The organism is Candidatus Arsenophonus triatominarum (assembly GCF_001640365.1).
Classification (GTDB): Bacteria; Pseudomonadota; Gammaproteobacteria; order Enterobacterales; family Enterobacteriaceae; genus Arsenophonus; species Arsenophonus triatominarum.
Genome location: NZ_LWMI01000008.1, coordinates 1 through 24,804, shown reverse-complemented (window position 1 = coordinate 24,804; position 24,804 = coordinate 1). Strand labels below are relative to the sequence as shown.

The window sequence follows — 24,804 nt, the reverse complement described above, 5'->3', positions numbered from 1 at the left end:
AGAAAAGCACCATTTTAAACGGCGTTCTTCAGGCTCGACTTTCTATAAGGTTCTGTGTTTTATTGATGCGCGTGCGTGGCGCTGAGATTGTTAAGATTTGAACGTGCCAATGACCGATTCAGTAACACTGTGTTTTGATGTACTGCTGTAGATATTCCGTCTGCTTTTCGTTCTCAGCTATCATCGCTCTGAGACGGAAATAATCTTCTCGAGCTGCCTTACTAAGTTGTGGGGTGGCTTCATTATGTCGGCTCTGGGTGGTAGCGGTTTTGGGTATTGGACACACGGCATTGACGTGCAACCGCTTAACGCCAGCACGCACAGCATCATTGAGCTTATCAATTTCCGCTTTGGCATTATTGAGTTCCTCGGTGTGTTTAATATCGAGTTGGCGCAAGGCTTCTATCTTCTGCTGCTGCAATTCCAACGCTTCAATTTGCTCGTGATATTTCTGTTTTAGCGTTTGATAGTTTTGCTTGACGGTTTTGTAACGGCTGTTGAGAAAAACGAGTGATAAAACCAATGCGACAATCATCGCTACGACAAATGCGTAAGGTCTCCATAACATATTACGCTCTCTATTTCCCGACGGGTCATTAGCCCTTTCCAGACTTCGCCTTTTACGTAAATCCATCGTTTCATCTCATCACATGCCCCTTTTCGGTCATTGTTGTTGAGCTTTTTGAACAAGGTCGATTTGGCAAAATTACCCACTCCCACGTTATAAGCAAATGAGTAAAGGGCTGCCTGTGTTAGCGTGTTGATATTGACCTTAATCAACGGGTCAACATAACGTTTAACGGCTTTTAAATCGTCATTAAGCCACTTATCGCAGTCTTCTTGCGTGTACATCCGGTTACGCACAATATCCTTGCCTGTGTGCCCGTAGCAAACAGAAAGAATACCGCCACCGTCAAAATAGGGCTTAAGTCTCAGCCCTTCGAAATGCGTTATCATCGCTGAGGCTAAAAACAGCGCACTACCGCCCGTTGCCATCAATATTTTTTTCGGTATCTTCATACTGACGCTCCTTGAGTTTGTAATCCTTTTTGCGGTAGTACACGTTGATAAAAAATGTCCCTATCGTGCAGACAATACCCATCACAGCTACCCACTGCTCAAGGGTAAAAAAATCAAAAATCGTTGTCATGACTCCCCCGATGGTGGTCATGATGCCCCACAGATAGGCGGCAGGTGTTGAGTATTTTTCAGACATGCGCATATACCCTACCTTTGAGGGTTCCATTACTTTAAATTAAACAGGGGAGCCAACCGCCTTACTCGTTTTGATTATTGAATGTGTCAGTTTTGCGGTGGCGTAAAAACAAAAAACCTCGCAAAAGCGAGGTGAGCAAAAAATACTTAATCGAGGTTTCATTTATCAGCGTACATTTCTGCTGGACGCAAAAATTCATCTTGGGCACTTTAGCATACCTTTTGCGGCCGCACTAGTGTTTGATAACTGTTTGTATGATATTTGTACAATATGTCGATATCTAATTGAATATCAAGGGTTTCTAAGCATCCTAGAATAAATCCTTCCGCAATTTGCATTCTTTTTCGCACCTCATCCTCTCGTACCGAAAACTTTCGCGCAATGGCACGCTTGGATATCCCTCGGATGTAATAATCCTCAATGTAACTCAACTCTCTCGCCATTCCCACCGTCTTAAGGCGACTGACGCACACATCAATCACCAGCCCGTCCGTATCACTGCACGATAATCGGGAGGTGGAAAATGGCATGAAGCGATTAAAACCTGATGCCACTGACAACCAGCTCACCGAGGCATACGGATTGCCCGCACACCAGCCTCCCCAGTGTAGTAGTATTTTTTCGATGTCTCTGCTCATGATCTTTTCGCTCCTGTTGTGAACGGGGATGTTTTTGCTTTACCCCAGCAAGACAACCGAGACAACCAAGACAACCTATTTCTATTAATACTTTTTAAGGACATATATTACTAGCGCGCGTATTGGTTTCAAAAAAGGTTGTCTTGGTTGTCTTGGTTGTCTTACACCTTTAAAATCAATTAGTTAAACAAGACAACCTAATTAACCGAGGTTGTCTTGGTTGTCTTGTTTTGGTGAAAAAACGCGCGTTTGTATGCCATTAATATAAATTCTTTCCGTTTTATACCCACAATTTTGTAAAACATTACCAATGCGCATTTGTTCCCGTCGCGATATATTTTTTGGTTCCAGGTTCAATGCTTCACGCAAAATATCCGCTGTACGTAAAAATTGCCGTGCCCGTGGTTTTTGTCCTGTCATTAAATCTGGCTCATCTAACCAACGTTCGATAATTTCCTGCCACGCATCTTTGATGAAATATTTTTCATGCACCTGATTGGCTAGTTGCCCTGCTTCTTTAAATTGAATCCCTGTTTTGGTAAATAGCTCTCGCGCTTCCGCCCAAAACTGAATCACATCCTTTTTGATACCTTCTACATCCATTTTTCCAACTTCAACAGGCAACCAACGACGATTACCGGTTTTGTCGCCTAAAAATTCGTCTTCATTTGTCGTACCAATACTCAAAGAGCGTCTTGGAAATTGTGTGGCGAATTCCTTAAACTTAGGGATCCACTTTTCATGTGTCCGCGTGACAAAGGCTTTGATGGATTCTAGTTCTTTGGTGTTAAGTCCGCGTAATTCGCTAATTTCTGCCACCAGACAGCCTCGCATCTTACGCGCTAGATCATCATCTTTTTCAGCAAAGGAAATTTCAGTAAAAAAAGCCGGATCAGGGGATAATGCCGCCACGCCAGAAGATTTTCCAGCACCTTGAGCACCCACCAAGATCGGCACCATATCCGCTTTGATACCGGGCTTTAACACGCGTCCAGCAAGGGCTGTCCACATATAGCGCGATACCGCACGCGTATAAGCACTATCCTCAGTGCCAAAATGGGTATGATAAAACTTTTCGATACGCGGTATGCCGTCCCATTCGAGGCTTTTAAGCCATTCCATGGCGGAATCAAAAGGATTTTCATCCGCAGCCAGTAATACCACATCACGGATTAACTCACGTCCAACCGCTTTAAAGCCTCGCTTTTCCATTGTGATACGCAATCTGGAATAATCAGCATCAGTAAAGGTTTGCCACGCTTTAGTGCCAACAGGCGCAAACATGATCTCATCACGAAAAGTATCAAACCGAATTTCTACCCCGACAAAATCAGGGCACATAACCGCTTTAGCCGCATTGTCAATGGTGGCTTCTATTTGGCCTGAGGTTTTATTGCGTTTAAACGTAGGCCATTTTGAATTTTCAGTAGGGTTTGTTAGGTCTTCGAACTCATCAACTGTAGCAACCGCCGTTTTCAATCGCTCGACACCAGGATTTACCCATCCTGCTTTTTGCGCTAAACTGAATATCGCTTGATAGCCTGTTCTTTCGGCACGTAGTTCAGGCCATTTGGCTTCTGCAGCGGATATGTCTCCTTTGTCTGCTGCAGAAGACCAATCAAGCCACATCTTTTTAGCTTCCTCCTCAAAGTGAGTGTCTTTAAACCAGGCGAGACGATTGCCCATATCCACCCATGAAGGGTAGTTCTCAGCCTGGTTTAACATTTTCGGATACCATAGTGCAGAACGTAAATCTTCAAACGTCTGGTCATTGATATTTTGCAAATCGACTAAACGGGTTAAATCGTCACTATCGGTCTTAGGGAGATCAACCTGCTCAATAATAGGCGTATTATCCGAGGCTAAAAGCGTATCCACATCAACCACGGTACCTTCAAAACTTTCGTATTTAGCCCCTTCATGCGGTGCAAAAACCATATGCGAAGGCTCATAAACTGAGTTATCCCACTTGATCGCAAAATCGCTGAGCAATTCGAAACAATCCATTAATTCCTGCTCAATCCTTGGGCCTAGCGCTTTGTACTCAGAGGCGGTCACATCACGGGATAACAAAAAACCAATCCGCCAGCGTTGTTCACCCTGAGCAACAGGATGTTCGTGGCTAACAGTGGTATAGGCAAAACATTGATAAAATCCGAGAATGCCTGTAAGCATTTCCCACGCATCCAGGGTACAACCATCTATGTCAAGCCATAGCACGCTGCGGTTACCCGCATTAAGCGCATTACGCCCTTTTTTGGCATTTTTCATCGCGCCCCAGATATAATTAAGCGCTTTTTTCTTTTTGTCGAAAATGGCTTTTGTGTCAGAGGGACTAATATTAATATGCTTGGTTAATTTTTTTATTGCCTGCTGATACTCGGCAAAAGAGCCAGCAACAGCAGGACTCGGGCGCTGATCAGTAACACTACGCCCGACAGAATAATTGATTTGCATGGGTTATTTGGCCTTTAAGGTTTTATGAATTAGTTTTTGGAATCCCATCCGTTACATTAGGGTAATCGTCACTGTTTAACTCGTGTGGCGTCACGAGCCATTCAGTAGCTCGTGACCATTCAATGGCTTTACATCCTTTAGGTTTATATTTGCCCGCTATTACTTGACTGATAAAACCTTGTGATACCCCAACAATTGTAGCAAACGATGTTTGACTAATTTTCTTATGCAAAAGATATTCATTGAGTGTCATATTGGCTCCTCCTAAAATTCAACAATATTAGTATTGCTGATAACCTTAGTCAATAGCGTTACTATTTGAAAAATATTAGTAACGCAAATAAGGTATATAATATGAGACGAATAACTCCTGAAGATAAACAAGCTGCGGCGCGTTTAAAAAAGCTATGGAACGAAAAGAAAGAAGCGCTTTCTCTAACTCAAGAAAAAGCGGCGGAAGAGCTTGGCTTTAACACTCAGGGCGCTGTTAGCCAGTATTTAAACGGAAAAGTTCCTCTAAACACAGATACAATAATCAAATTCGCTAAGATCCTTCATGTTTCACCTGAAGCTATAAAACCTGAGTTATCATCACTTCTCAGTTATGTCAGGGAAACAGACTCAAACACACCTATTCAACAACCAGAAATTTCAATCACTAAAAAGGAATTAGCTTTATTGAAGCTTATAAATCAATTACCTGAAAGTGAACAAACTTCACTTCATGAATCCCTTCAAGAAAAAAAACGGTATTATGACCGTTTATTTGAGGAAATTGCTAAGGCGAAAGGATTGAAAGTAGGTTAATACATAATCCTTTAGGCTTACAAATTTAATTATTAAGTCGGTTTATTCCGGCTTTTTTAGTACCCCATATCTAAATAGAAAAATTTTAACTACTCCATTAGCATTACTTCACTCAAATATATTAGCTTTGCTATTGACAAATAAATCAGTATAGCTAATATTAAATAAGCAACGCTCTTTAACAATTTAGAAAGTCGGAATGTACAGCGCGTTATGTCTGTATGAGTGCAGCGATGCACGTTGCATTGAGTGCGATCCACTCTTTGCAAGACAGCAATGTCAAGGGACAAGCAGCCATACCAGACTGTACAAACGCAAAAAACACTAATTATAGGCCATTTTGCGAAGTGGCCTATGGTGAGTGACGACAGTTAAGCCGAGGATATAAATTCATGAATAAAAAACCTTATTTTTTCAACCCGAATTTAAGCAGTGAAGAGCTTGAGGATTGGTTGGCTGAGCAAAAAATCGCCTTAGCGCATTACAACAATCTAAAAAAAGAAAGAGTCGCCTTGACTAAGCGGCTATCAGAGGTAGATCGGATGTTAGAACGTGGCACTAATTTCTTTAAGTCAGATAAACTGAGTTTTCCTTGGGATCCCAGTCCGCTTCTAAAGGTACATCAAAAATGAAAAAAAAATTACCCAATATTTATATTTCACCGGCCAGGCATCAAAAAGAGCAGATCACGTATTTTAATAAACATGTCTGCTCAATCATCACTGAAGAGTTAGAAGATGGCACACCGCTATCACATATTCATCTTAGCAATGGACAGGTTATTGATTGCCGTATTGACCACCATTCATTAGTTGGTTTAATCGAGTATTACAAACAGCTTGATTAAATTAATCGCTGGAAAGAACATTTAAACCATAACCTGTAATCTCAACCATATCAATGCTAAGCAATGGGTGACTACCATCAGCGCCATAATTAACACCGCTAATAACCAGTCCTTTTTTTTCCAGGTTATACAATGTGTCTATAAGAGAACGTTCATCAGCTAAAGATAAAGAATTTTCCTTATCTTCAATGTTTTGAACAGGTGGATTTTTAGTCGCAAGAAATTTGAGTATTTTTAATTCCAGTTCTTGAAGATGCGATATTAGTTTTTCCTTATAAGTTAGACGAACTATAAGGATACCACCTCGCCTGACGTGGTTAAAAGCAGGCAATGAATGAATTGTGATTTAACCGAACAATACCGCGCTTCAACACTATTTCGCTGAAAAATCGAACCACAAAACACCCAAACAGTCGGTTTTGGGGTGTGTGAAATAACCAAAATACAGCCATTAAGTTGAAATCAACACCAGGGTACTACCATTATGACTGTAAATATAATCCGGATACCTCCGGCACACACCACCAAAACCGATTGGTATTTAGGAGTAATGATGAAATTTAAAGAATTAAGTGAAAAATCTCAAGAGAAAACCAGCGAAGCGTTACTGTATGCATTACAGGCAGAAATGGATTCAAATCGTACTTATTGATAATGTCAGGGCGAAAGCGCTTGCATCGGCCATTAGAGATGGTTTTATTGCGCTGGAAACAGAGTAAAGATAGACCTATTTTATTTTTGAAAAAAAAGTTGATTAACCTCTAGCTAATACTTTTAGCTAATTCAGAAAGAATTTGAGTGACTACTCCTGCATTAGCAAATAAGGTATCAACACATTTACCTACAACAGATTCTGCGCCTTTTTCTTTTAGTAGTTTTAACAGCGTTTTCTTTTCTGATTGTGGCAAATTCGTGTTATTGATAATGGTTTCTAGCTGCTCAAGGGTATTTTTGTGAATTTTAATAGTGACGGCGTTTACTTCACTGCCGATGGTATCGGTATTGGCGTAATCAAAACCTTTGGCAGTTAGCGCCATGTAATCGATATTAAAAAAAGGTTGTCGATCAATACTAAAAGAAACAGCTTTAGGTTCAATTAATCCTATTTTCATCAAATAGCTGGTATCTGCTGCCAACTGTTCCCAACCTAATTTATCTGCCAAGGTATTCAGCTGTTCTCTATTAATGGGCTCCATAGGTCTATTAGGATTATTTAGTGCTCGAATTATCATGAGATGTCTCTCTTTAATTGCCGTCATTACAATTCTTATTCCTTTTTTATGTGCTGTGGGAAACACATAGTAACCGGTTTTGTGTGTTGTGGGAATACACAAAAGGGGGCGAGCCTGACGCGCCAGAAATATCAGGCATACCCTATCTAACCCATCCCATCGGAAAAACCACCATGCAAAAAGCAAAAATCCTGTCATCGGAGCGATTTCCGATGAACAACAACGTCCGGCGTTTACGCTATTTACAAAAATTAGAAGCGCTAAAGCGCAATGTTAATCAAGAATTCCCTGTCACTTTATACCGTTGAGGTTAACGCATCATGTTTACCGAAAATACTCCCCTGCTGGCAAGACTGGCAGAAAACCACACGCAAATGATAATAGCTCACAATCAACTGGCCGAAGCCCATAAAATGTTAATCAGTCAGTTGGTCGGACATACTGAAAATGACCCGAGTGACCCAAATGAACCGACAAGGGTGAAAAAGCCGAAACCTTTTGCGCTGGATGTTAAGCCTCAACCTGTTGCGCCATCTGCTATGGTCGAGTCTCAAGAAACGATTAAGTCTGAAATTACTATCGACGTACCCATTAAAGCCGAAGACAAACCAGCACCGGTTGTCGCCGAGAAAAAGGTTCAAACCCCCAAGGCAGAAACGAAACCTGCTAAAGCCGTTAAACCGATTGTTGAAGTGCCTAAAGTAGAGCCTGAAGTAGAACCGGTTGATATTGAATCGCTTGACTTGCGTTGCGTAGTTGCCCTGTCCGTCTTGTTTGGGGACAAAGCACTTAAACCTGACAGTACGCAAGTCGCTAAAGCCGAAGCGACTTTTGCATCCGAAAAAGCTGATAGCGTCACTGGGCAAATTGATGCGCTGTATTGCGCCTTGAATGGGTTACCTAAAGTGACATTTCTTTCTAAAGCCAAGATTTTTACGATATGCCTAAAAATACTGGCAAATTGGGGCAATCTTCATGGACTTACCGATCGTCGCGAATTTGCCTTGTCATTAGTGCGTGAATTGCCTACCCCTGCAGAAGCCAAACCGATTGATTTTAAGACACTTCGCAGTGAGGCTTCCGCCTGCATTACTCAACTGGTCAAAGGCGGATATCGCAATGAAGCACTGGAAATACTCGCATCGTTCAACGCTAAAAAAATGGGTGACGTTACCGATGACAATCTGGTTCAGTTTATCGAGAAAGCCCAACGCGTTTTAGCCGATGATAACGCCGAGAGTAGCGATGGCTGAACATGCAAAACTTTCCCCCTCCTCAGCACATAGGTGGATGAGATGTAGCGCCAGTCTCGCAGTAGAAGCCACCTTACCCGATAAAACATCACCGTTTGCCGAAGAAGGCAGTGCAGCGCATGCCTTAGCGGAAAGCATCTTAACAATGCGTCAAAACCCGTTTAGTGACGGGTGTAAGCGAACATCTGGCTTTGATGCAAAGGATTATATCGGTACGTATCCGCTGCTAAAAGCCAACTCACCACAAGTGGATGAGGATATGATTGAGCACGTCCAGACCTATGTTGATACTGTCTGGCAACTGGCAGACGGGAAAATCTTACAGGTTGAAGAACGAGTTGATTTTTCAGCGGTCATTGGCGTAGAGAATTCGTTCGGCACCGCGGATGCGATTATTGTCAGCGAGGATGAACTACAAATCCATGACCTGAAATACGGTAAAGGCGTTAAAGTATATGCCCAGAACAATGAGCAACTTATGCTCTATGCACTGGGCGCTTTATATCAGTTTGACCTTATTTATGATTTCAAAACCGTACGGCTTTTTATCCATCAACCCCGCCTTAACCATCTGTCTGAATGGGCGCTATCGGTTGAGGACTTAAAAGACTTTGGGGACTTAGCCCGATTGAGAGCGCAAAAAGCCATGGAGATGGCAACCCTCGCCGAGCGCAACGGGCTTGATACGCTACCGGATAGTGCCTTTTCACCGGGTATCAAGCAATGCCAGTTTTGCAAAGCAAAAGGCGGATTGTGTTTTGCTCAGGCGCAATTTGTCCATAATGAAGTCAGAGGCGATTTTGTCGATTTAACCCAGCCGTTGACACCCCAACTAAGTGATGCCCCCAAACGCATTACGCTGCTAACCCCTGCGCAAATGGCAAAACTCTACCAGCATGCCGATTTGATAGAGAGCTTTTGTAAAGCCTTACGAAATCGGGTCGCCGAAGCCTTACACAACGGGCAGTCGGTACAAGGCTTTAAACTGGTGACTGGCAAACAGGGTAATCGCACCTGGGGTGATGAGCGTGAAGCCGAAGCGCTGTTAAAAGGCGCCAAACTTAAACAGGAACAAATCTACCACAAGAAAATTATCAGCCCGCCACAGGCTGAAAAACTACTTAAAAAAGACAAACCGAGTCGCTGGGCAAAACTGGAAGCGCTTATTGCGCGAGCAGACGGTAAACCCGTCATCGCACCGGAATCTGACCCACGACCTGCCATGGTTATTAATCCCTTAAACGACTTCGACGATGTGACCGAAACGTCACTCGCTGATAAATCCATCTAATTAAAAGGTAACGTGATGAAAATCAAATTAAACAACGTACGTCTGGCTTTTCCCGATTTATTTGAACCTTCTCAGTTTAGTGGTCAGAGTGAATTTAAATACCGTGCCACTTTCCTAATCGCCAAAAATCGTACTGACCTGATTGAGGAAATCAAAACCGGGATCAAACACGTGATTGGCGAGAAATGGGGCACCAAGGATATCGAAAAAATCTATAACAGCATTTGCAATAACCCTAACCGTTTTTGCTTACGCGATGGGGATAGTAAAGAGTACGACGGGTACGCCGAAAACTTGTATATCAGCGCCAGTAATAAATCCCGTCCGTTAGTGATTGACCGCAATACTTCACCCCTGACGGCACAAGATGGTCGTCCCTACTCAGGCTGCTACGTTAACGCCACCATTGAATTTTACGCCTATGACAATAACGGTAAAGGCGTCTCCGCCTCATTAAGAGGTGTTCAGTTTTTCCGTGATGGCGATGCGTTTAGTGGTGGAAGCGTGGCCTCCGTTGAAGAGTTTGACGACCTGAGCATGGCTGAGGAAGAAGATATAGCCTTTTAAAACACCGGGGAACTACCGCGGCCTGAGGTAGTGAAATAATCAGGCACCGCTCAAAAATATGAGTAATTTTTACTCAATTTATCTTAAGGAAAATTTGATATGTAAAGTGTAAATAACCCGAGGAGGCTTAAACATGAACTTAGATAATATGTGTAGAACCATTACGCTCACTAATCCCTGTAACAACCACCATTATCTGCTTAACCTGGAACAACCCGTTTACGCCGATGAAGAAACCAAAACATTAATCAATATGATCCAACTACTGGCAGAAGAAAACAAATACCTGAAAAAAGAGAATAAGCGATTGGCAAAGAGCCATCGGTAAAATGGTGGGCTATGTAAATGTTAAAGGCACAATCAAGGAATAAAGGATGAATTATCTTACGGGAAAAGAAGCCTCTATGGATTCAGTATTAAAAGATATTGAGGCCTTGAAAACAGCAATTTATGGATTACACAAAATAACAACAATCAAGACTAAACATATAGAAATACAAGGTGTTTTTATTGAAAAAATCAGGATTGCAGTAATTATCAGAGAGAAAATCTCAGTTTTATTACACAGTATTGCTCAAGACGTTGACAGCCTTAAAAGAAACATTTAAGCAATCAACACGCTTATTACTGGCATATTGAGAAAATTAACCGCCCCATAATTTAGGAATTATTTCTTTAAATAGTAAGCCAAGAATACCCGCCAATAAGAACCATTGCAGGCGATCAAATTTTTGTTCTAATCTATCAAAACGTTTTTCTGAAAAATCCAGGCGCTTATCTATCTGAGCAATATCTTTACGGACATCAGCAATCTCAGCCGATAAGTCTTTACGGACATCAGCAATATTGCGGTTTACCTCAACAATATCAGCTTTAGTTGCCACATCAGCAACCTCATGCGATTTACGTACTACCAGTGAAATAGCCCTAGCTTGTTCTCTGGAAATGCCAGCACCTTCTAGTTCTTCTGACGCTTGTAATGTATCAAATGCAACTTGACCCATAGTAATAATCCTCCCGTATTTAGGTAAGTATAACGGGTTTAGGGCTCAATCTGCAAAATCTTTCATCAATTAACTTTGAGGAATTTCTACATGCAAAATTTAATGAACGCACAAAATATCACACTATCCGGCAGTGAAACGATCGATTCACAACAATTACTGGTCATGGTTAATGAAACACGAAAAGAATATGGTGAGCCACCGATTAGAAATAACGTCTTCATCGATCGCATTAAAGATGAACTGGAAGGAGAGACCTACAAAATTTTTGTAGGTCAAAAAAACGGCGCTGATATTGAAATTATCGAAATGATGCTTAAGCAAGCGCTCCGCGTCGCTGCCCGTGAGTCAAAAGCTGTTCGCCGCTCGCTGATTGATAAACTGGAGCAGCAAAGTAAACCACAAAGCGCCAATGAAATTATTGCAGCAATGGCATTAGCTAACGTTGCACAGGAGCGACGGTTAAAGAGTATCGAGCATCAGGTAGAACAAGTCTCGGAAGAAATCGAGCACATCAAGCAAGGCACTATCCCAGCAGGTTTCCAGGGCTATAGCTATCTTAAAACAAAGTATGGCTTGAGCGATGCGAAATGTCGCCAGTTAGTCATGGCGTGGAATGTGCCTTGCAAAAAAGTGCCCCATGTTGCACCAGGCGGACAGATTACCCAAATGTCGGTAGTTGAGGAAGAAGCATTTAAATACGCGCTGGACAAGACGATGCTTGAGTCTGAGAAACGTGGCAGTCAGTGGTATCACCCTAAAATGGGGCGTTTTTCCGTTACCGCCTGATAAGGATAGATTATGCAAAATTTACTATTTTGCGATTTAGAAACCTACAGCGACATCCCGATTAATTGTGGCACGCATCGCTACGCTGAAAATGCAGAAATATTACTTTTTGCCTATGCGTGCAACCATGAACCCGTAAAGGTTTGGGATGTGACGCAAGATAAAACGATGCCAAAGGATTTAAAAACCTGTTTTGACGACCCAGAGATTTTAACCGTTTGGCATAATGGCGGTATGTTTGATACGGTACTTTTACAACACGTGTTAAATATTGACTTACCCCTATCCCGCGTTCATGACACATTAGTACAAGCACTGGCACATGGCTTACCTGGCGCACTTGGTTCGCTTTGCGATATCTTCAACGTCAATAGCGATAAAACCAAAAATAAAGAGGGTAAAGCGCTCATACAATTATTTTGCAAACCACGCCCTAAAAACAGCAAAATACAACGCGCCACGGCGGTAACACATTTTGAAGAGTGGCAACGTTTTAAGCAATACGCTGGCTCTGATATTTTAGCCATGCGCGAGATTTATCAACATTTACCGCGTTGGAATATGAATTTTAATGAAACAACGTTATGGCAGTTAGACCAAAGAATTAATCGCCGAGGGATGTGTATGGATGTTGAACTGGCGAAAAGCGCTTTGACCGCGGTTGAAAGCGAGCAGAAACGGTTATCAACCGTCACACAGCAATTAACAGGTAACGCTGTACAGGCTGCGACCCAACGCGATGCGCTGCTACAGCATATCACCGCGTCATTTGGTATCACATTACCGGATATGCAAGCCAGCACGCTACAGCGACGCGTTAGTGACCCTGATATTCCACGGGCTTTACGCGAATTGTTGTCAGTTCGGCTGCAATCGTGCACAACCAGCACCAGTAAATATAAAGCGCTGTTGAAATCGGTGAGTGCAGATGGACGACTTCGCGGGACTAAACAATTCTGCGGTGCCTCACGCACTGGACGTTGGGCGGGGCGGATTTTCCAACCGGATAATCTTCCCAGACCTACGCTTGACACAAACACCATTGATAACGGTATTGAGGCGTTAAAAGCCGGTTGCGCCGAGCTGATTTGCGATGACATTATGCAACTGACCAGTTCTGCGCTTAGAGGATGTATTATTGCCCCACAGGGTAAGAAGCTGGTTATTTCCGATTTATCCAATATTGAAGGTCGCATGTTGGCATGGCTGGCGGGCGAAAACTGGAAAGTCAATGCTTTTAGCGAATTTGATAACGGCAAAGGCGATGACCTCTATAAACTCGCCTACGCGCGCGCGTTTAATCTTTTACCTGAGAACGTCACTAAAGCTCAACGACAAATCGGTAAGGTAATGGAGTTAGGCTTAGGCTATGGCGGTGGGGTTGCGGCATTTCTAACGTTCGCCCTCGCCTACGGGCTGGATTTAGATGAACTGGCGGAAGCCGCATTACCTAACATACCGCCTAGCGTTAAGCGAGAGGCAATGCGCTGGTATCAAAAATCCGTTGAAACGGATAAAACTTATGGCCTCAGCGAAAAGGTTTTTGTTACCTGCGATGCCCTTAAGCGCATGTGGCGCAATGCCCATCCGCAAACCGTATCATTCTGGTACGATATTGAAGAGACAGTAAAACAGGCCATTCGTTCACCAGGGATAGCGTTTAAGTGCCGTAAACTTAGCGTTCGTCGCGATAAAAGCTGGCTCAGGATTTGTTCACCATCAGGTCGTAGTCTTTGCTACCCTTCTGCACGAATAGAGAATGGACAGATTACCTACATGGGAACTAATCCCTACAGCCGAAAATGGGAAAGGCTAAAAACCTACGGGGGGAAAATTACAGAGAATATCTGTCAGGCGGCCGCTCGGGATGTATTAGCCTGTAACATGCCGTCTATTGAAAAGGCGGGTTATGAGATTGTCTTAACCGTCCATGATGAGATTATCAGCGAAGCGCCAAATACCCCACAATTTTCCGCTGAGGGGTTAAGCATACTATTAAGTGCCAAGCCTTACTGGGCTTTTGATTTACCGCTTAGTGCAGCTGGGTTTGAGACTTATCGATATCGCAAGGAATAAATAATACACAGGATAAAACAAACATCATGGCCTTTATAAAAAACGACAGCCCACTTTATTTTAAGGCGGCACAGGATGCAGTTCACCTTGAGCAGTCCGGACGATACCATGAAGCCGCACGCGCATGGTCACAGGCAAATCGGCTGGCGCGTAATCGCAATAACCGTATCTGGAGTGAGAACCGTGCCGATTTTTGCCTGATGCAAATAAAACGGGAAAATATTAAAAGGATGTATTCATGCGGTTAATCAGGGAAAAAAGCATCGAAAAATATTTGGTGCGTGAAGTGCAAAAAATCGGCGGCATTGCCTATAAATTTGTTTCCCCCGGACGACGAGGCGTGCCTGACCGATTAGTCGCGCTGCCCAATGGCAACATTATTTTTGTGGAGTGCAAAGCACCGGGCGAAAAGCCCACTCCCTACCAATTGCGCGAACACGCACGGCTTTTTGCCCTGGGTCATCAGGTCATCGTCCTGGACAGTCAGAATTTAAGCAGCATCTTACCCTCTATCCGTTGAAAACCATTTAAGTAACTTATCTTGTTGATCCCCTTGTTTAACTACGGAGGCATACTCTTATGTCTAAATTAGTTGTTATCGAAAATACCATTGTACGCCAAGACGCTTTCGGACGATATTGTCTAAATGATCTACACCGTGCCGCCGTTGCACAAGGTAAAGCGACAGAATCTCAGCGGCCATCAAACTTTGTCAGAAGCAAAGGGATTTCCATAATAATAAAAGTATTGGGTAAAAGTTCAGTACAAATAATGCATGGTGGTGTTGAATCAGGAACTTGGGCTGTAGAAACATTAGCTATCCGCTACGCTGTGTGGCTTAAGAAAGAAACAATTATCGAAAAAAATAGAGCTACAACGGCCTGTAATTATAACGTAATAACTCATCAACAAGAATTTACCGATAGGATTAATGCGGGGCTTATGTTACTCGATTTTGCAAAAACAGAGCTGAAGCTCGAGCCTTCTGAAATAATTAACGCTACAAATAAACTTAGAGAGTTCATAGACGTAGAGAATATTTTATTAACAACAAATTCATAAAATTGCTGAGCGTCATGATGAACGGAATTACAGCAGCATAGTAAAACATTGACCTTTTAAATCACTATTGACGAAAGAAGAAACCATGCGCTATAGTTTACTTGCATCTGCAAAATCAGATGTCGGGATTAGCGTTCCGCTGTAACTAAGAAGGCGCATAGCACGCCAACAGCGTGTTTTTTTTATGCGTCAGTCTGCCATATCAAGAATCAATGGTGGGCTGGATGGGGGAGCCGTAAGGCTCGCCGGGATCCTTCTTAGCCGGTAACGCTAACTCCATTCAGTTCGCCACCAATCAGAGGTTAGCGTCTCTCGGTGGTGATTATCCTAATTTAAGAAGGAAATCATTACTATGACTACTCTAGTTTTCCGTAATACTATAATTGAAACTATTTCTCGTAATGGGCAGATTTGGTTTACTTCCGCTGAACTTGCTAGAGCTTTGCAGTATGCAACTAGCAACGCAGTAACTATGTTATATAAACAAAATTCCGACGAGTTTTCTGTAGGAATGTCCGAGATAGTCGAATCAACTCTCTCGACGAATTTAAAGGCGCGAACTCGTATTTTTTCTCTACGAGGTGCACATCTAATCGCTATGTTCGCGCGTACACCTATAGCAAAAGAATTCAGAAAATGGGTGCTGGATATTCTCGATAAACAAGCCGTTAACCAAAGCCCTAACTTTACCCCTCAACCCCACCCAAAAGCCGTAGAGCGTTTTAGCCATTCAGACACTCGTAACTTAACACATTTAGTCTGGTGTATGACGAATGGCTTCCGGTTTGAGCGTTCATGGAGTAATGCGGTGTGGCTGGCACTACGCGAAGTAACTGGCACGCCATCACCGGAGCGTTTTCAGGTGGAGCATATACCCTTAATGGCTGACGAATGTCGGCGCATTTACTACATCACCGAGTCATTACGCCAGATTATTAATGACGCTGAAAAGCAAGTTATCAAACGACTTTTACGTAAGCGTGAGAATATCAATACCGTTTTAGCGGAAATAAAACAGCTTTTTGAACAATTTCACCATCAACAAATCGGGATAATCACCGCACGCACCGATCAGTGGTACGAAGGTGAATTGACCCATTTCATAAAACGTCACTAATTAATCTTAACGCCCCTTTTTAAAGGGGCAATCTTTCATCAATTTAAGTATTGAGGAATAACCTTATGTCAAATTTAATCAACATCGAAACCAAAAACATTAACGGCGGATTAATCCAGACGGTTAATGCCCGTGATTTACATGCGTTTTTGGAGATTGGAAAAGATTTCACTACGTGGATAAAAAACAGAATTAAGCAATATGGATTTGCTGAAAATATCGACTTTATAGTTTTCACCAATTCTGGGGAAAACCCCTTCGGAGGCCGTCCGGCAAAGGAATACCACATTTCCCTCGACATGGCGAAAGAACTATCTATGGTTGAGCGCAATGAAAAAGGTAAACAGGCCAGACAGTATTTTATTGAATGTGAAAGACGTGTTTTACAACCTCAAACATTACTACCAACAGCAAAAGAACTGGCACTCATGGTTGTTCGTGCAGAAGAAGAGAAAGAACAGTTATTACTGGAAAACAAAAGCCTCTCAACCGAAAACGATTGTCTTAAAAATCTCTTCAAAGAAGGTATGACCCCTACCCAATTTAGCAAAATGCTTAACGGGGTAAACAGTCAACAGATAAATCATTATCTTGCAGCGAAAAACTGGCTCTATAACGAAAGCAAATCCGGTAACAATTTACGCTGGCGTGTTGCCGCTACCGCTCGGGATAAATATTTAACCGAAAAACAAAACGAAATAAGCCCACATGGTGCGAATAGTTTCATTAGTTATCGCCCTGTTTTACTTAGAAAAGGCGCACAGCGACTTTATGACCAGTATCTGGCTGACAAACTCCCTATGAAAAAGAACTGGAACGGATTACATACCCATGACAAAACTATCCAGATTGTCGCCTGAACAAAAGACAATCGCTAAAACCTTCACCCATCGCCCTTACCAAAATCTCATTATCAATCACCTACTCGATATAAAACGCTCAAATATATGGGCGGGTATGGGCATGGGAAAAACAGCAGCAACCCTGACGGCATTAGAAAATCTCTATTTATCAGGCAGTGAAACAAAGCCCACATTGGTGTTAGCCCCTTTACGGGTAGCCCAATCCACCTGGCCTGACGAAGCGCTTAAATGGAACCACCTGCATAATATTGAAGTGCAACCCATCATTGGCAACGCCAAAGCACGGATGGCAGCACTCAAAAATACCCATGCCAGCGTATTTACTATCAATTATGACAATCTCGTCTGGCTGGTTGACATCCTCGGAGACAGCTGGCCTTTTGGCACGATTATTGCCGATGAGAGCACCCGGTTAAAATCATTCCGGCTACGCAAGGGTGGTAAACGCACCGCTGCACTTGCTAAAATCGCGCATAAATCGGTTCATAGATGGGTGAACCTAACAGGCACGCCTTCACCGAATGGTCTGATGGACTTATGGGGGCAAGCGTGGTTTGTTGACCAGGGCGAACGACTAGGCAGAACGCATAGTGCGTTTACGTCCCGCTGGTTTAATCGTATCCAGTTCCCCGGACAACAGTGGAGCAGATTTGAGCCTTTGGGGTTTGCACATCTTCAAATTCAGGCAGTTCTCAGTGATGTCACCTTATCCCTTAACGCCGCTGACTGGTTTGATATCGACGAACCGATACACAACGTTATCAACGTTGAGCTACCTGCAAAAGCGCGAGCACACTATCAGGCGATGGAAAAAGAACTGTTTCTTGAGTTGGGTGATAGCGCTATTGAAGCGTTAAATGCCGCTGCCAAAACAATAAAATGTTTGCAAATTGCGGCAGGCGCTATTTATAGCGATGACAATCACAACTGGACAGAAATACACGATGCCAAAATCCAAGCACTGGAAAGTATTGTCAATGAAGCCGGGGGAATGCCAGTACTGGTTGCTTATCACTGGAAGCATGACCTGGAGCGTTTATTAAAAGCCTTTCCAAAAGGCAAAATGTTAGATGCCAACCCACAAACCCTTACCGACTGGAATAATGGCAAAATCCCGTTACTTTTTGCCCACCCCGCAAGCTGTGGACACGGCTTAAATTTACAGGACGGCGGTAATATTCTGGTCTTCTTCTCCCACTGGTGGGACTTGGAGCAGTACCAGCAAATTATCGAACGTATCGGCCCGACCCGTCAAACGCAAGCCGGACACAATCGCCCTGTCTTTATCCACCATATCGTCGCTAAAGATACACTCGATGAAGTGGTCATGGAAAGGCGCAATTCAAAACGGGCAATACAGGATTTATTACTGGAAGCGATGAAAAGGAAATAAAGCAATGGAAACATCAAAAAAGACTGACGGATGTATAATAGTGGTTCTTGCAATAGCCTTAATAATATCAATTTTCCTGTTCCTATCAATTGAGATACCGGTACCGTTCTATTCATTATTTTGTATGTCATGAAATCCATTTTTAACCGAAAAAGCAAATAACCTTATTTTTAATTAAAGGAGAACTCACCATGTGGATACTAATCATAGCCATGTACGCCAGCCATTACGCCTCAAGTAGCTTTGCAAGTGTCCATACTCAGGAATTTGACACTGAAAATATGTGCCAATTCGCCGCCAAACAGTTTGAGCGGGAGTTTGAGACTTTCAAGGATATCAACGCCAAAGCAATTTGCGTTAAGAAATAAGCCAATTTTAAAAGGTTCAACCATGAAACTTAACATCATTAAATTATTAATCACGACATTTTTGTTTATCGGTGCAGCGTTTGCCTTCGAACTCATTGTTGGACATCTTGCGCACGCCGATACCGTCATTGACCCACAAATCAGGTTTAAACGTGGTGAATTAGGCAATATTCATTTAGGGGGGCAAGAGATACTGGTTATCGGCATTATGATAGTGCCAGCCCTTATGGTCTATTTGGGGGTATTTCTCGACACATTGAAGAAATAGTTAGAACGAATAAATATTATCCCACCTGAATTTACCCCACTCAAACTACCCATACCAACATTGAAGAAAATCATTGTATAAAGGTTTTAATATCATGAAAAACGAAAATGATGTAATAAGCGATACCGATCTCATATCGCTAACCGGATATAAAATTCCATCTAAACAATGCGAAATTTTACGTGAAGCGGGGATTTTTTTTATAATTCGCCGTGATGGTCGCCCACGTACAACATGGACGCATTTTAATGACCCTATGAAACAAAGAAGTGCAATAAATATTTCTAAAAATATCGAACCTAATTTTGGAGCCTTAGATTAATGGGACGAAAACGTAAGAATAGTGCCGACAATTGGCTACCCCCACGGGTTAGCAGAGGTAAATCTGCTTTTGAATTCAGACCCAGATCAGGAGGAACGGTAAGACTCTGTAGTTTTAATGCAACTCCAGCTCAAGTTTGGTCAGCGTATGAAGCCTATAATAGTAATCGCAGTAATGAATCTCTTTTTGAGGGGCTTATTGAGCGATTTTTTACATCAGGTGATTTTATGGAATTAGCCGCTGAAACCCAAAAAGATTATCGAAAATACTCTCAAAAAGTTATTGCTGTCTTTGGAAAAGTAAACTCTGATGATATTAAACCTGAGCATATTAGACGATATATGGATAAGAGGGGTTTAAAGAGCCGGACACAAGCTAATCGAGAAAAAGCTTTTATATCACGGGTTTTTCGATTCGGTTATGAACGGGGATTAGTGAAAGGTAATCCATGCAAAGGTGTCCGTCAATTTAAAGAATCGGCGCGCACACGATATGTAACCCATGCTGAATATAATGCAGTTTACAAAACAGCCCCGACAATAGTTCAGATCGCAATGGAGTTAGCGTATCTTTGCTGTGCTCGTCAAGCCGATATTCTTTCATTAAAGAAAAGTCAATTACTGGGGGAAGGAATATTAATTCAGCAAAGTAAAACTGGGGTTTCACAAATTAAAGCATGGTCACCAAGACTAGAGAATATTATAGAACTGTCTAAGAAATTACCATTAAACGAAGGAATGAGCAGTATATATGTACTGCATCAGTCTTCGGGCGCTCGATATACGCGAGATGGTTTTAATACTCGATGGATGAAAGCAAAAAAAGAGGCAAAGGAAAAATACCCAGAGCTAGATTTAGATTTCACCTTTCATGATTTAAAAGCCAAAGGTATTTCAGATTTGGAAGGGAACTTATACGAAAAACAATCAATATCAGGCCATAAAAATGTCGGGCAAACCGCAAGATACGATAGAAGAATTAAAGTTGTCCCTGTAGTAGATGGGCAGCAAAATGGCAAAAATATTACGAAATGATATTACGAAAAAGGACTTTAGGGCTAAAAAACCAGCGCCAAACGTCTAACTTTTTATCACTTAACTTATTGATAACCAATGGAAATTCTTATGGTGCCCAGGGCGGGACTTGAACCCGCACAGCCTTAAGGCTGAGGGATTTTAAAATCATTGTTATTTACTTATTTATCAAGTAGTTACGCTCACTTTTCGCTATATAACTTATATCTACGGCCTAGAAAAATCAATTAATTACCACTAACTATATACTTAATATAGCGAAAAAATCAACGCTTAAATTCTATACCCACATCTTAAGTATTTATTAAATCTGTTTAATAAAAAGCTGAACAAAACCACCGTAACCATTCGTTTAACTACGGAGAAATTGTTATGTCTAAAATTACTCACAATTCAAAATAGTCAATTATTCGTTTAGCCGGACTTACACAAATCCACTTACATGCAACCAACAACTAATAGTTAACAACTTCCTCCAGCGCTGCTAATATGGTGCCATTAAGTGGGACTGAGTATCCCAACGATGAAATTGTCCACGGGTTTTTTGAAGCGGAAAAAAAAAGCCAAAGAGACAGGCGCGGTGCTTGAGAAACGAAGTCCATACCGATTTAGCCCGAGTCATTAAGAAAAATGCCCCTGAGCAAGTAGAGGCGTCTCCTTGCTAAAGCTGGGTTGTGATGAAATAAATAGCGTACTCAATGTACCTTATTTGTTTTCAATAACGCAACGGGATGTTAACAACTGTGAAAGAAATCGGATGAGTAAAAAATTCACCCCAACGCCCCATGATGCGGTATTTAAGCAGTTTTTAAGTGAAAAAGAGACCGCTAAAGATTTCTTTGATATCTGGCTACCGGATGAGATTAAAGCATTGTGTGATTTGGATAGCCTCAAAGTGGAATCTGGCTCATTCGTCGATAGTGAGATGAAAAGCTATCAGAGTGATATCCTGTATTCTGTCAATACCCAGCAGGGACAAGGTTATCTCTATCTGCTGATTGAGCACCAGTCAACACCGGATAAACTCATGGCTTGGCGATTAATGCGCTATAGCATGGCAGCCATGCAGAAGCATTTAGAAGCCGGACACAAAGAACTTCCTATCGTTTTTCCTATTCTGTTTTATTGTGGCGAACAAACTCCTCATCCTTACAGTACTGACTGGCTAGACTGCTTTAGTGGCAGAGATATTGCGGAAAAGATATACACCAAACCGTTTAAGCTAGTCGATGTCACCACGCTTGATGACGGTGAGATTATGCAACATAAGCGAATGGCGTTATTGGAGCTTATCCAAAAACACATTCGAAGACGGGATATGGCCGAGCTACTGAATAGTATTGTTAAACTGTTGTCGTATAATTATTATACTGATAATCAAGTTATTACTATGTTTAACTATCTAATCCAAGAAGGCAATGCTGAGCAACCAGCAAAGTTAATCAAAGAGATAGCCAGACAGACAGAGAAACATGAGGGGGCATTGATGAATATTGCACAAGGTATACGAGAAGAAGGCATACAACAAGGCATACAACAAGGCATACAACAAGGCATACAACAAGGTATACAACAAGGTATGCAACAAGGTATACAACAAGGGAAAGTTGAGGGCGAAAAACAGGCTTCCATGAAGATAGCGCGCCAACTTCTTGAGAAAGGCGTTGAAAAAGAAATCATCAAATTCTCTACAGGTCTGTCTGATGAGGAATTAAATCAGTTAACCTGACACCGGAACCTAACTCAATCATTCGAGTGTCAGATTTGGGTTCTTCTCAAAATCTGTCAATCCGGTTTTTTCGGCCAGTCAATATCGGGTGCAGCTGAAACATCCGTACGGTTCACAAAAACCCGATATTTTTTCCAGGCTATCAGTCGTTTTTTCTCGTCTTCGGTGGCCATTTCTAAATCGACTGCATCTTGAAGGGGTGCAATTTCACGAGTGGCATCATATAATTTTTGTTGTTTGATGCCTTCTAATTTTTGTCTTTCTGCTAATTTTTCAGCTTCTGCATCCTTGACCCACTTTTCACCATCCCAAACATCATATTCGCTTTGAGGGGCTAATGATGTTAAATATTCCGGTACCTTACCTAATTTTTCAAGGGTGACAGATTGACGGCTTTTCGTATCAAACAAAACCAAACCGCGATGATCTTCCTGATATTCCCATTCCTGATTTTGTTCATTAAAAACAACAGCGAAACCTTCCTTTTTGTCAATTGGTTTTTTCTCAGTATGAAAAGGCAGTATGTCATGAGTTTCATCCGTGTAAGCATCGCAAGGACCCAGCAACTCATGTGTATCACTCGTGTAGGTATAGGCTTTAAAAATTCTAAACATTTTTGATTCCTTAACTGATTCTGTACCAGCCCATTAGCGTAATAAAAGCATTCGTTATATTAATTTCGCTACTACTTCCCGTCTTTCCCGTTGTACCTGAAACAGAATGGGTGTGTGCACCGATAGTAACAGTATGTGAGTGGTTCCCCGCTTGTGATGTATTTTGAGCCCTTGGTTTCCATTGATTAGGATTACCGTCATCGCCTCTTGCATTCCATGGGTCACGTACAACGCCTGCAAAATTATGTGCATGATTACCCGTTGCATTCGTATTTTTAGTACCATAATCATAGCTACTGGTTGTTGCTGAAAAAGTGTGCCCGTGAGCGGGTAATTGGGCTTCTGTCAGCTTAATAGCATCAGCGCCTCCGGTAGTGAATACATTAGAACCATCTGCTTTTGCTAAACGAATGGTTTTATTTTCACCAATGTATTGCCATTTTGTATTTGGAAATAAGGTATTGGGATTTTTATTTTGAGCAAACCAGACAACAATCCCTACCGGATAAATTCCGTCAATACTTACGGTTTTCGCCAAGTCATAAGCGGCTTTGACGGCTTTGGGTGTGGCGGCCAGCGTTTCATCATTGCTGTCAGTGGCGCTACTTAACCGTGTGAGACCGTGTTGAGTGAGCGACGCAACGAGGATAGCAAAAATAATCTGTGAACCATCGCAACGGATAACATTTCTGCCACTGGGCAGTACAACACCAGTCCCTGACAGGGGTTTACAGGTCAGGGTGAAATTCCCCTGACAGTGATTGGTGACAGTCCAGTTTCTTATCCATGGCGGGAAAATTACGGTGGTATCAGCAATAAGATTGCCACTGAAGACCAGTTCTTCTTTTGCGGCCTGTAAGGTAGTCAAGGTTATCGTGCCGGTTTCCAGTCCGGTTATACTGGTGATGCCGTAACTATTCACGGGTACCCACCCTGTTGCGGAGGCATCCAACACTTCCGGATTGGTCGTATTCCCGTCTATTGTATTTAGCCAAAAACCGTCATTCGTGGAATTGGGCACTTTCGCCCCCGCCGGATAACCACCAATCGCCGTGGCAAAATCGGCATCAAAAGGGTAACCCGCGCCCGCATTATGCCAACGATAGCCGGTGTATAGTTCGTTAAGTGCCTGATTCATGTCACGGCCATCAGGGGGCAAGCCGCCTGCGGCTTTAATCGTCATGGTAATGGGAGGAAAACCGGCATCATAAGAAGCCTGATTACTGCCGGTGGCGTTTTCGCCGTTAAATCACGCCGTGAACCATTCGCCCCAAAGGGCACCGGTTTACGAGCGGGCAAGTCTGTTTTTTTCATAAAATACTCCAAAAAATTCTACTGGATGATTAACGCCCGCCGTAAAAAACATCCCCTCATTAAACGGATAGGCATCCTCGGCAAAGCCAAAGTAGGGGGCGACGACCTGATTGATATTCATCAGTACCCCAGAAGGTAACGGGGTGACCTCGCTGTTTCTCAATACCGCCAATTCAAAGGGTTCTAGGGGAAAGGCGGTGGTAATACCAATAGTCATGTCACGATAATTCACACAAAACGCCTCGCCGACGTCCCTTAAACAGAAAACGTAAGAAGCGATTGATTTCAGGAATAGTCGCAATACTGATGTTAGAAAACGCCTTGCTGAGTATCAAGGTTCGATAAGCGTTGTCCGCTAGCCGGATTTTTCTGGTTTCCTGCACACCCGCGTAATAAGGGGCATCACTGAACGGGGTGGGATAATCCGCTTTCCTTCGTCTGCCTGCGCAAACCCAAACGCGCTGTTATCGACTTCCGCCGTGAGTGTAACGTGAAATGTTGACGATTTTCCCCCACATATCCAGACCAAAGCGGTTGCAGGTG

General features: G+C 42.5%; 37 protein-coding genes and 1 pseudogene. 23 read left to right on the top strand and 15 right to left on the bottom strand.

All coding sequences use genetic code 11. The features are described 5' to 3' along the window. Nucleotides 1-118: 118 nt before the first annotated feature. The 6 genes from AYJ55_RS07340 to AYJ55_RS07315 form a co-directional block, all read right to left on the bottom strand. Nucleotides 119-568, bottom strand: coding sequence for a lysis protein (locus AYJ55_RS07340; RefSeq protein ID WP_063655216.1), 450 nt, complete (start codon nt 566-568; stop codon nt 119-121). Beyond that, entirely contained in the window at nt 538-1,020 is a 483-nt protein-coding gene (locus tag AYJ55_RS07335) for a lysozyme (RefSeq protein ID WP_063655214.1), read from the bottom strand. Before AYJ55_RS07335 ends, AYJ55_RS07340 begins: the two co-directional genes overlap by 31 nt. Continuing rightward, complete coding sequence (locus AYJ55_RS07330) at nt 980-1,216, bottom strand: phage holin family protein (RefSeq protein ID WP_245677302.1); 237 nt, start codon at nt 1,214-1,216, stop codon at nt 980-982. The genes AYJ55_RS07335 and AYJ55_RS07330 overlap by 41 nt, the downstream gene beginning before the upstream one ends. A gap of 209 nt (nt 1,217-1,425) precedes the next feature. Then, on the bottom strand, nt 1,426-1,854 hold the full coding sequence (locus AYJ55_RS07325) for an antiterminator Q family protein (protein ID WP_187153197.1): 429 nt from the start codon (nt 1,852-1,854) through the stop codon (nt 1,426-1,428). 201 nt (nt 1,855-2,055) lie between these two features. Next, on the bottom strand, nt 2,056-4,311 hold the full coding sequence (locus AYJ55_RS07320; RefSeq protein ID WP_063655207.1) for a virulence-associated E family protein: 2,256 nt from the start codon (nt 4,309-4,311) through the stop codon (nt 2,056-2,058). 22 nt (nt 4,312-4,333) lie between these two features. Further along, nucleotides 4,334-4,564, bottom strand: a complete 231-nt coding sequence (locus tag AYJ55_RS07315; protein ID WP_063655205.1) for a helix-turn-helix domain-containing protein — start codon at nt 4,562-4,564, stop codon at nt 4,334-4,336. A gap of 101 nt (nt 4,565-4,665) precedes the next feature. On the opposite strand from AYJ55_RS07315, the gene AYJ55_RS07310 reads away from it, so the two are divergent. The 3 genes from AYJ55_RS07310 to AYJ55_RS07300 all read left to right on the top strand — a co-directional run bounded on the left by AYJ55_RS07310 (nt 4,666) and on the right by AYJ55_RS07300 (nt 5,965). Then, complete coding sequence (locus AYJ55_RS07310; RefSeq protein ID WP_063655203.1) at nt 4,666-5,118, top strand: helix-turn-helix domain-containing protein; 453 nt, start codon at nt 4,666-4,668, stop codon at nt 5,116-5,118. 392 nt (nt 5,119-5,510) lie between these two features. Then, entirely contained in the window at nt 5,511-5,750 is a 240-nt protein-coding gene (locus AYJ55_RS07305; RefSeq protein WP_063655201.1) for a hypothetical protein, read from the top strand. Continuing rightward, nucleotides 5,747-5,965: a hypothetical protein gene (locus tag AYJ55_RS07300; RefSeq protein ID WP_063655200.1), complete on the top strand. Its 219-nt coding sequence runs from the start codon at nt 5,747-5,749 to the stop codon at nt 5,963-5,965. The genes AYJ55_RS07305 and AYJ55_RS07300 overlap by 4 nt, the downstream gene beginning before the upstream one ends. Nucleotide 5,966: 1 nt before the next feature. On the opposite strand, the gene AYJ55_RS07295 is transcribed toward AYJ55_RS07300, so the two are convergent. After that, nucleotides 5,967-6,296, bottom strand: coding sequence for a hypothetical protein (locus AYJ55_RS07295; RefSeq protein WP_063655199.1), 330 nt, complete (start codon nt 6,294-6,296; stop codon nt 5,967-5,969). A 153-nt stretch (nt 6,297-6,449) separates the two neighbouring features. Here AYJ55_RS07295 and AYJ55_RS30575 point away from each other — a divergent pair, with 153 nt between their 5' ends. After that, the gene (locus AYJ55_RS30575; RefSeq protein ID WP_187153196.1) at nt 6,450-6,617 is read left to right on the top strand and encodes a hypothetical protein; all 168 of its coding nucleotides are present in this window, start codon (nt 6,450-6,452) and stop codon (nt 6,615-6,617) included. A gap of 109 nt (nt 6,618-6,726) precedes the next feature. On the opposite strand, the gene AYJ55_RS07290 is transcribed toward AYJ55_RS30575, so the two are convergent. Continuing rightward, nucleotides 6,727-7,395 (bottom strand): hypothetical protein, encoded by a 669-nt coding sequence (locus tag AYJ55_RS07290; protein ID WP_162505387.1) that lies wholly within the window; start codon nt 7,393-7,395, stop codon nt 6,727-6,729. A 122-nt stretch (nt 7,396-7,517) separates the two neighbouring features. Here AYJ55_RS07290 and AYJ55_RS07280 point away from each other — a divergent pair, with 122 nt between their 5' ends. From AYJ55_RS07280 to AYJ55_RS07260, 5 genes are all read left to right on the top strand, one after another. Further along, nucleotides 7,518-8,450 (top strand): hypothetical protein, encoded by a 933-nt coding sequence (locus tag AYJ55_RS07280; RefSeq protein ID WP_063655195.1) that lies wholly within the window; start codon nt 7,518-7,520, stop codon nt 8,448-8,450. Then, nucleotides 8,443-9,741: a DUF2800 domain-containing protein gene (locus AYJ55_RS07275; protein WP_063655193.1), complete on the top strand. Its 1,299-nt coding sequence runs from the start codon at nt 8,443-8,445 to the stop codon at nt 9,739-9,741. The genes AYJ55_RS07280 and AYJ55_RS07275 overlap by 8 nt, the downstream gene beginning before the upstream one ends. A 15-nt stretch (nt 9,742-9,756) precedes the next feature. After that, nucleotides 9,757-10,308 (top strand): DUF2815 family protein, encoded by a 552-nt coding sequence (locus AYJ55_RS07270; RefSeq protein ID WP_063655191.1) that lies wholly within the window; start codon nt 9,757-9,759, stop codon nt 10,306-10,308. 133 nt (nt 10,309-10,441) lie between these two features. Then, complete coding sequence (locus tag AYJ55_RS07265) at nt 10,442-10,636, top strand: hypothetical protein (protein ID WP_074167968.1); 195 nt, start codon at nt 10,442-10,444, stop codon at nt 10,634-10,636. Between the two features lie 46 nt (nt 10,637-10,682). After that, the gene (locus tag AYJ55_RS07260; protein ID WP_063655189.1) at nt 10,683-10,916 is read left to right on the top strand and encodes a hypothetical protein; all 234 of its coding nucleotides are present in this window, start codon (nt 10,683-10,685) and stop codon (nt 10,914-10,916) included. Between the two features lie 36 nt (nt 10,917-10,952). Here AYJ55_RS07260 and AYJ55_RS07255 read toward each other — a convergent pair whose 3' ends face one another. Then, nucleotides 10,953-11,312 carry a hypothetical protein gene (locus AYJ55_RS07255; RefSeq protein ID WP_063655187.1) on the bottom strand — a complete coding sequence of 120 codons (360 nt, stop codon included), beginning with the start codon at nt 11,310-11,312 and terminating at the stop codon, nt 10,953-10,955. Between the two features lie 90 nt (nt 11,313-11,402). On the opposite strand from AYJ55_RS07255, the gene AYJ55_RS32800 reads away from it, so the two are divergent. The 14 genes and pseudogenes from AYJ55_RS32800 (at nt 11,403) to AYJ55_RS07190 (ending at nt 22,333) form a co-directional block, all read left to right on the top strand. Next, entirely contained in the window at nt 11,403-12,101 is a 699-nt protein-coding gene (locus AYJ55_RS32800) for a hypothetical protein (protein WP_245677301.1), read from the top strand. A gap of 12 nt (nt 12,102-12,113) precedes the next feature. After that, nucleotides 12,114-14,177, top strand: coding sequence for a DNA polymerase (locus AYJ55_RS07240; RefSeq protein ID WP_063655185.1), 2,064 nt, complete (start codon nt 12,114-12,116; stop codon nt 14,175-14,177). Between the two features lie 26 nt (nt 14,178-14,203). Continuing rightward, nucleotides 14,204-14,425 (top strand): ANR family transcriptional regulator, encoded by a 222-nt coding sequence (locus AYJ55_RS07235; protein WP_063655183.1) that lies wholly within the window; start codon nt 14,204-14,206, stop codon nt 14,423-14,425. After that, a complete protein-coding gene (locus tag AYJ55_RS07230; protein WP_063655181.1) occupies nt 14,416-14,697 on the top strand; it encodes a PDDEXK family nuclease in 282 nt (93 codons plus the stop codon). The genes AYJ55_RS07235 and AYJ55_RS07230 overlap by 10 nt, the downstream gene beginning before the upstream one ends. 59 nt (nt 14,698-14,756) lie before the next feature. Further along, nucleotides 14,757-15,239, top strand: a complete 483-nt coding sequence (locus tag AYJ55_RS07225) for a KilA-N domain-containing protein (protein WP_063655179.1) — start codon at nt 14,757-14,759, stop codon at nt 15,237-15,239. A gap of 352 nt (nt 15,240-15,591) precedes the next feature. Continuing rightward, a pseudogene (locus AYJ55_RS35685) lies at nt 15,592-15,831 on the top strand (BRO-N domain-containing protein); the annotation flags it as partial. 6 nt (nt 15,832-15,837) lie between these two features. After that, complete coding sequence (locus AYJ55_RS07220; protein ID WP_245677306.1) at nt 15,838-16,356, top strand: BRO-N domain-containing protein; 519 nt, start codon at nt 15,838-15,840, stop codon at nt 16,354-16,356. 65 nt (nt 16,357-16,421) lie between these two features. Further along, nucleotides 16,422-17,216, top strand: coding sequence for an antA/AntB antirepressor family protein (locus AYJ55_RS32790; protein WP_063655175.1), 795 nt, complete (start codon nt 16,422-16,424; stop codon nt 17,214-17,216). Further along, nucleotides 17,188-18,612, top strand: coding sequence for a DEAD/DEAH box helicase (locus AYJ55_RS07210; protein ID WP_162505385.1), 1,425 nt, complete (start codon nt 17,188-17,190; stop codon nt 18,610-18,612). Before AYJ55_RS32790 ends, AYJ55_RS07210 begins: the two co-directional genes overlap by 29 nt. Before the next feature lie 191 nt (nt 18,613-18,803). Continuing rightward, nucleotides 18,804-18,980, top strand: coding sequence for a hypothetical protein (locus AYJ55_RS30570; RefSeq protein WP_187153195.1), 177 nt, complete (start codon nt 18,804-18,806; stop codon nt 18,978-18,980). A 22-nt stretch (nt 18,981-19,002) separates the two neighbouring features. After that, a complete protein-coding gene (locus tag AYJ55_RS07205; protein WP_063655173.1) occupies nt 19,003-19,248 on the top strand; it encodes a hypothetical protein in 246 nt (81 codons plus the stop codon). A gap of 94 nt (nt 19,249-19,342) precedes the next feature. Next, complete coding sequence (locus AYJ55_RS07200) at nt 19,343-19,570, top strand: DUF4224 domain-containing protein (RefSeq protein WP_063655172.1); 228 nt, start codon at nt 19,343-19,345, stop codon at nt 19,568-19,570. Continuing rightward, a complete protein-coding gene (locus tag AYJ55_RS07195) occupies nt 19,570-20,604 on the top strand; it encodes a tyrosine-type recombinase/integrase (RefSeq protein WP_063655170.1) in 1,035 nt (344 codons plus the stop codon). The genes AYJ55_RS07200 and AYJ55_RS07195 overlap by 1 nt, the downstream gene beginning before the upstream one ends. Nucleotides 20,605-21,361: 757 nt before the next feature. Then, nucleotides 21,362-22,333 (top strand): Rpn family recombination-promoting nuclease/putative transposase, encoded by a 972-nt coding sequence (locus AYJ55_RS07190; RefSeq protein ID WP_063655250.1) that lies wholly within the window; start codon nt 21,362-21,364, stop codon nt 22,331-22,333. Nucleotides 22,334-22,389: 56 nt separating this feature from the next. On the opposite strand, the gene AYJ55_RS07185 is transcribed toward AYJ55_RS07190, so the two are convergent. From AYJ55_RS07185 to AYJ55_RS32775, 6 genes are all read right to left on the bottom strand, one after another. Beyond that, a complete protein-coding gene (locus AYJ55_RS07185) occupies nt 22,390-22,947 on the bottom strand; it encodes a tail fiber assembly protein (RefSeq protein WP_063655168.1) in 558 nt (185 codons plus the stop codon). A 10-nt stretch (nt 22,948-22,957) separates the two neighbouring features. Then, nucleotides 22,958-24,106 (bottom strand): phage tail protein, encoded by a 1,149-nt coding sequence (locus AYJ55_RS28300; protein WP_187153194.1) that lies wholly within the window; start codon nt 24,104-24,106, stop codon nt 22,958-22,960. A gap of 20 nt (nt 24,107-24,126) precedes the next feature. Further along, the gene (locus tag AYJ55_RS34455; RefSeq protein WP_281181103.1) at nt 24,127-24,261 is read right to left on the bottom strand and encodes a hypothetical protein; all 135 of its coding nucleotides are present in this window, start codon (nt 24,259-24,261) and stop codon (nt 24,127-24,129) included. Beyond that, nucleotides 24,233-24,493: a hypothetical protein gene (locus AYJ55_RS32785; protein ID WP_063655166.1), complete on the bottom strand. Its 261-nt coding sequence runs from the start codon at nt 24,491-24,493 to the stop codon at nt 24,233-24,235. The genes AYJ55_RS34455 and AYJ55_RS32785 overlap by 29 nt, the downstream gene beginning before the upstream one ends. Next, nucleotides 24,480-24,644 carry a baseplate wedge 1 family protein gene (locus AYJ55_RS32780; protein ID WP_245677300.1) on the bottom strand — a complete coding sequence of 55 codons (165 nt, stop codon included), beginning with the start codon at nt 24,642-24,644 and terminating at the stop codon, nt 24,480-24,482. Before AYJ55_RS32780 ends, AYJ55_RS32785 begins: the two co-directional genes overlap by 14 nt. Further along, nucleotides 24,617-24,804, bottom strand: a 188-nt coding sequence (locus AYJ55_RS32775; protein WP_245677305.1) for a hypothetical protein, incomplete at its 5' end; no start/stop codon positions are given. The genes AYJ55_RS32775 and AYJ55_RS32780, both read right to left, overlap by 28 nt.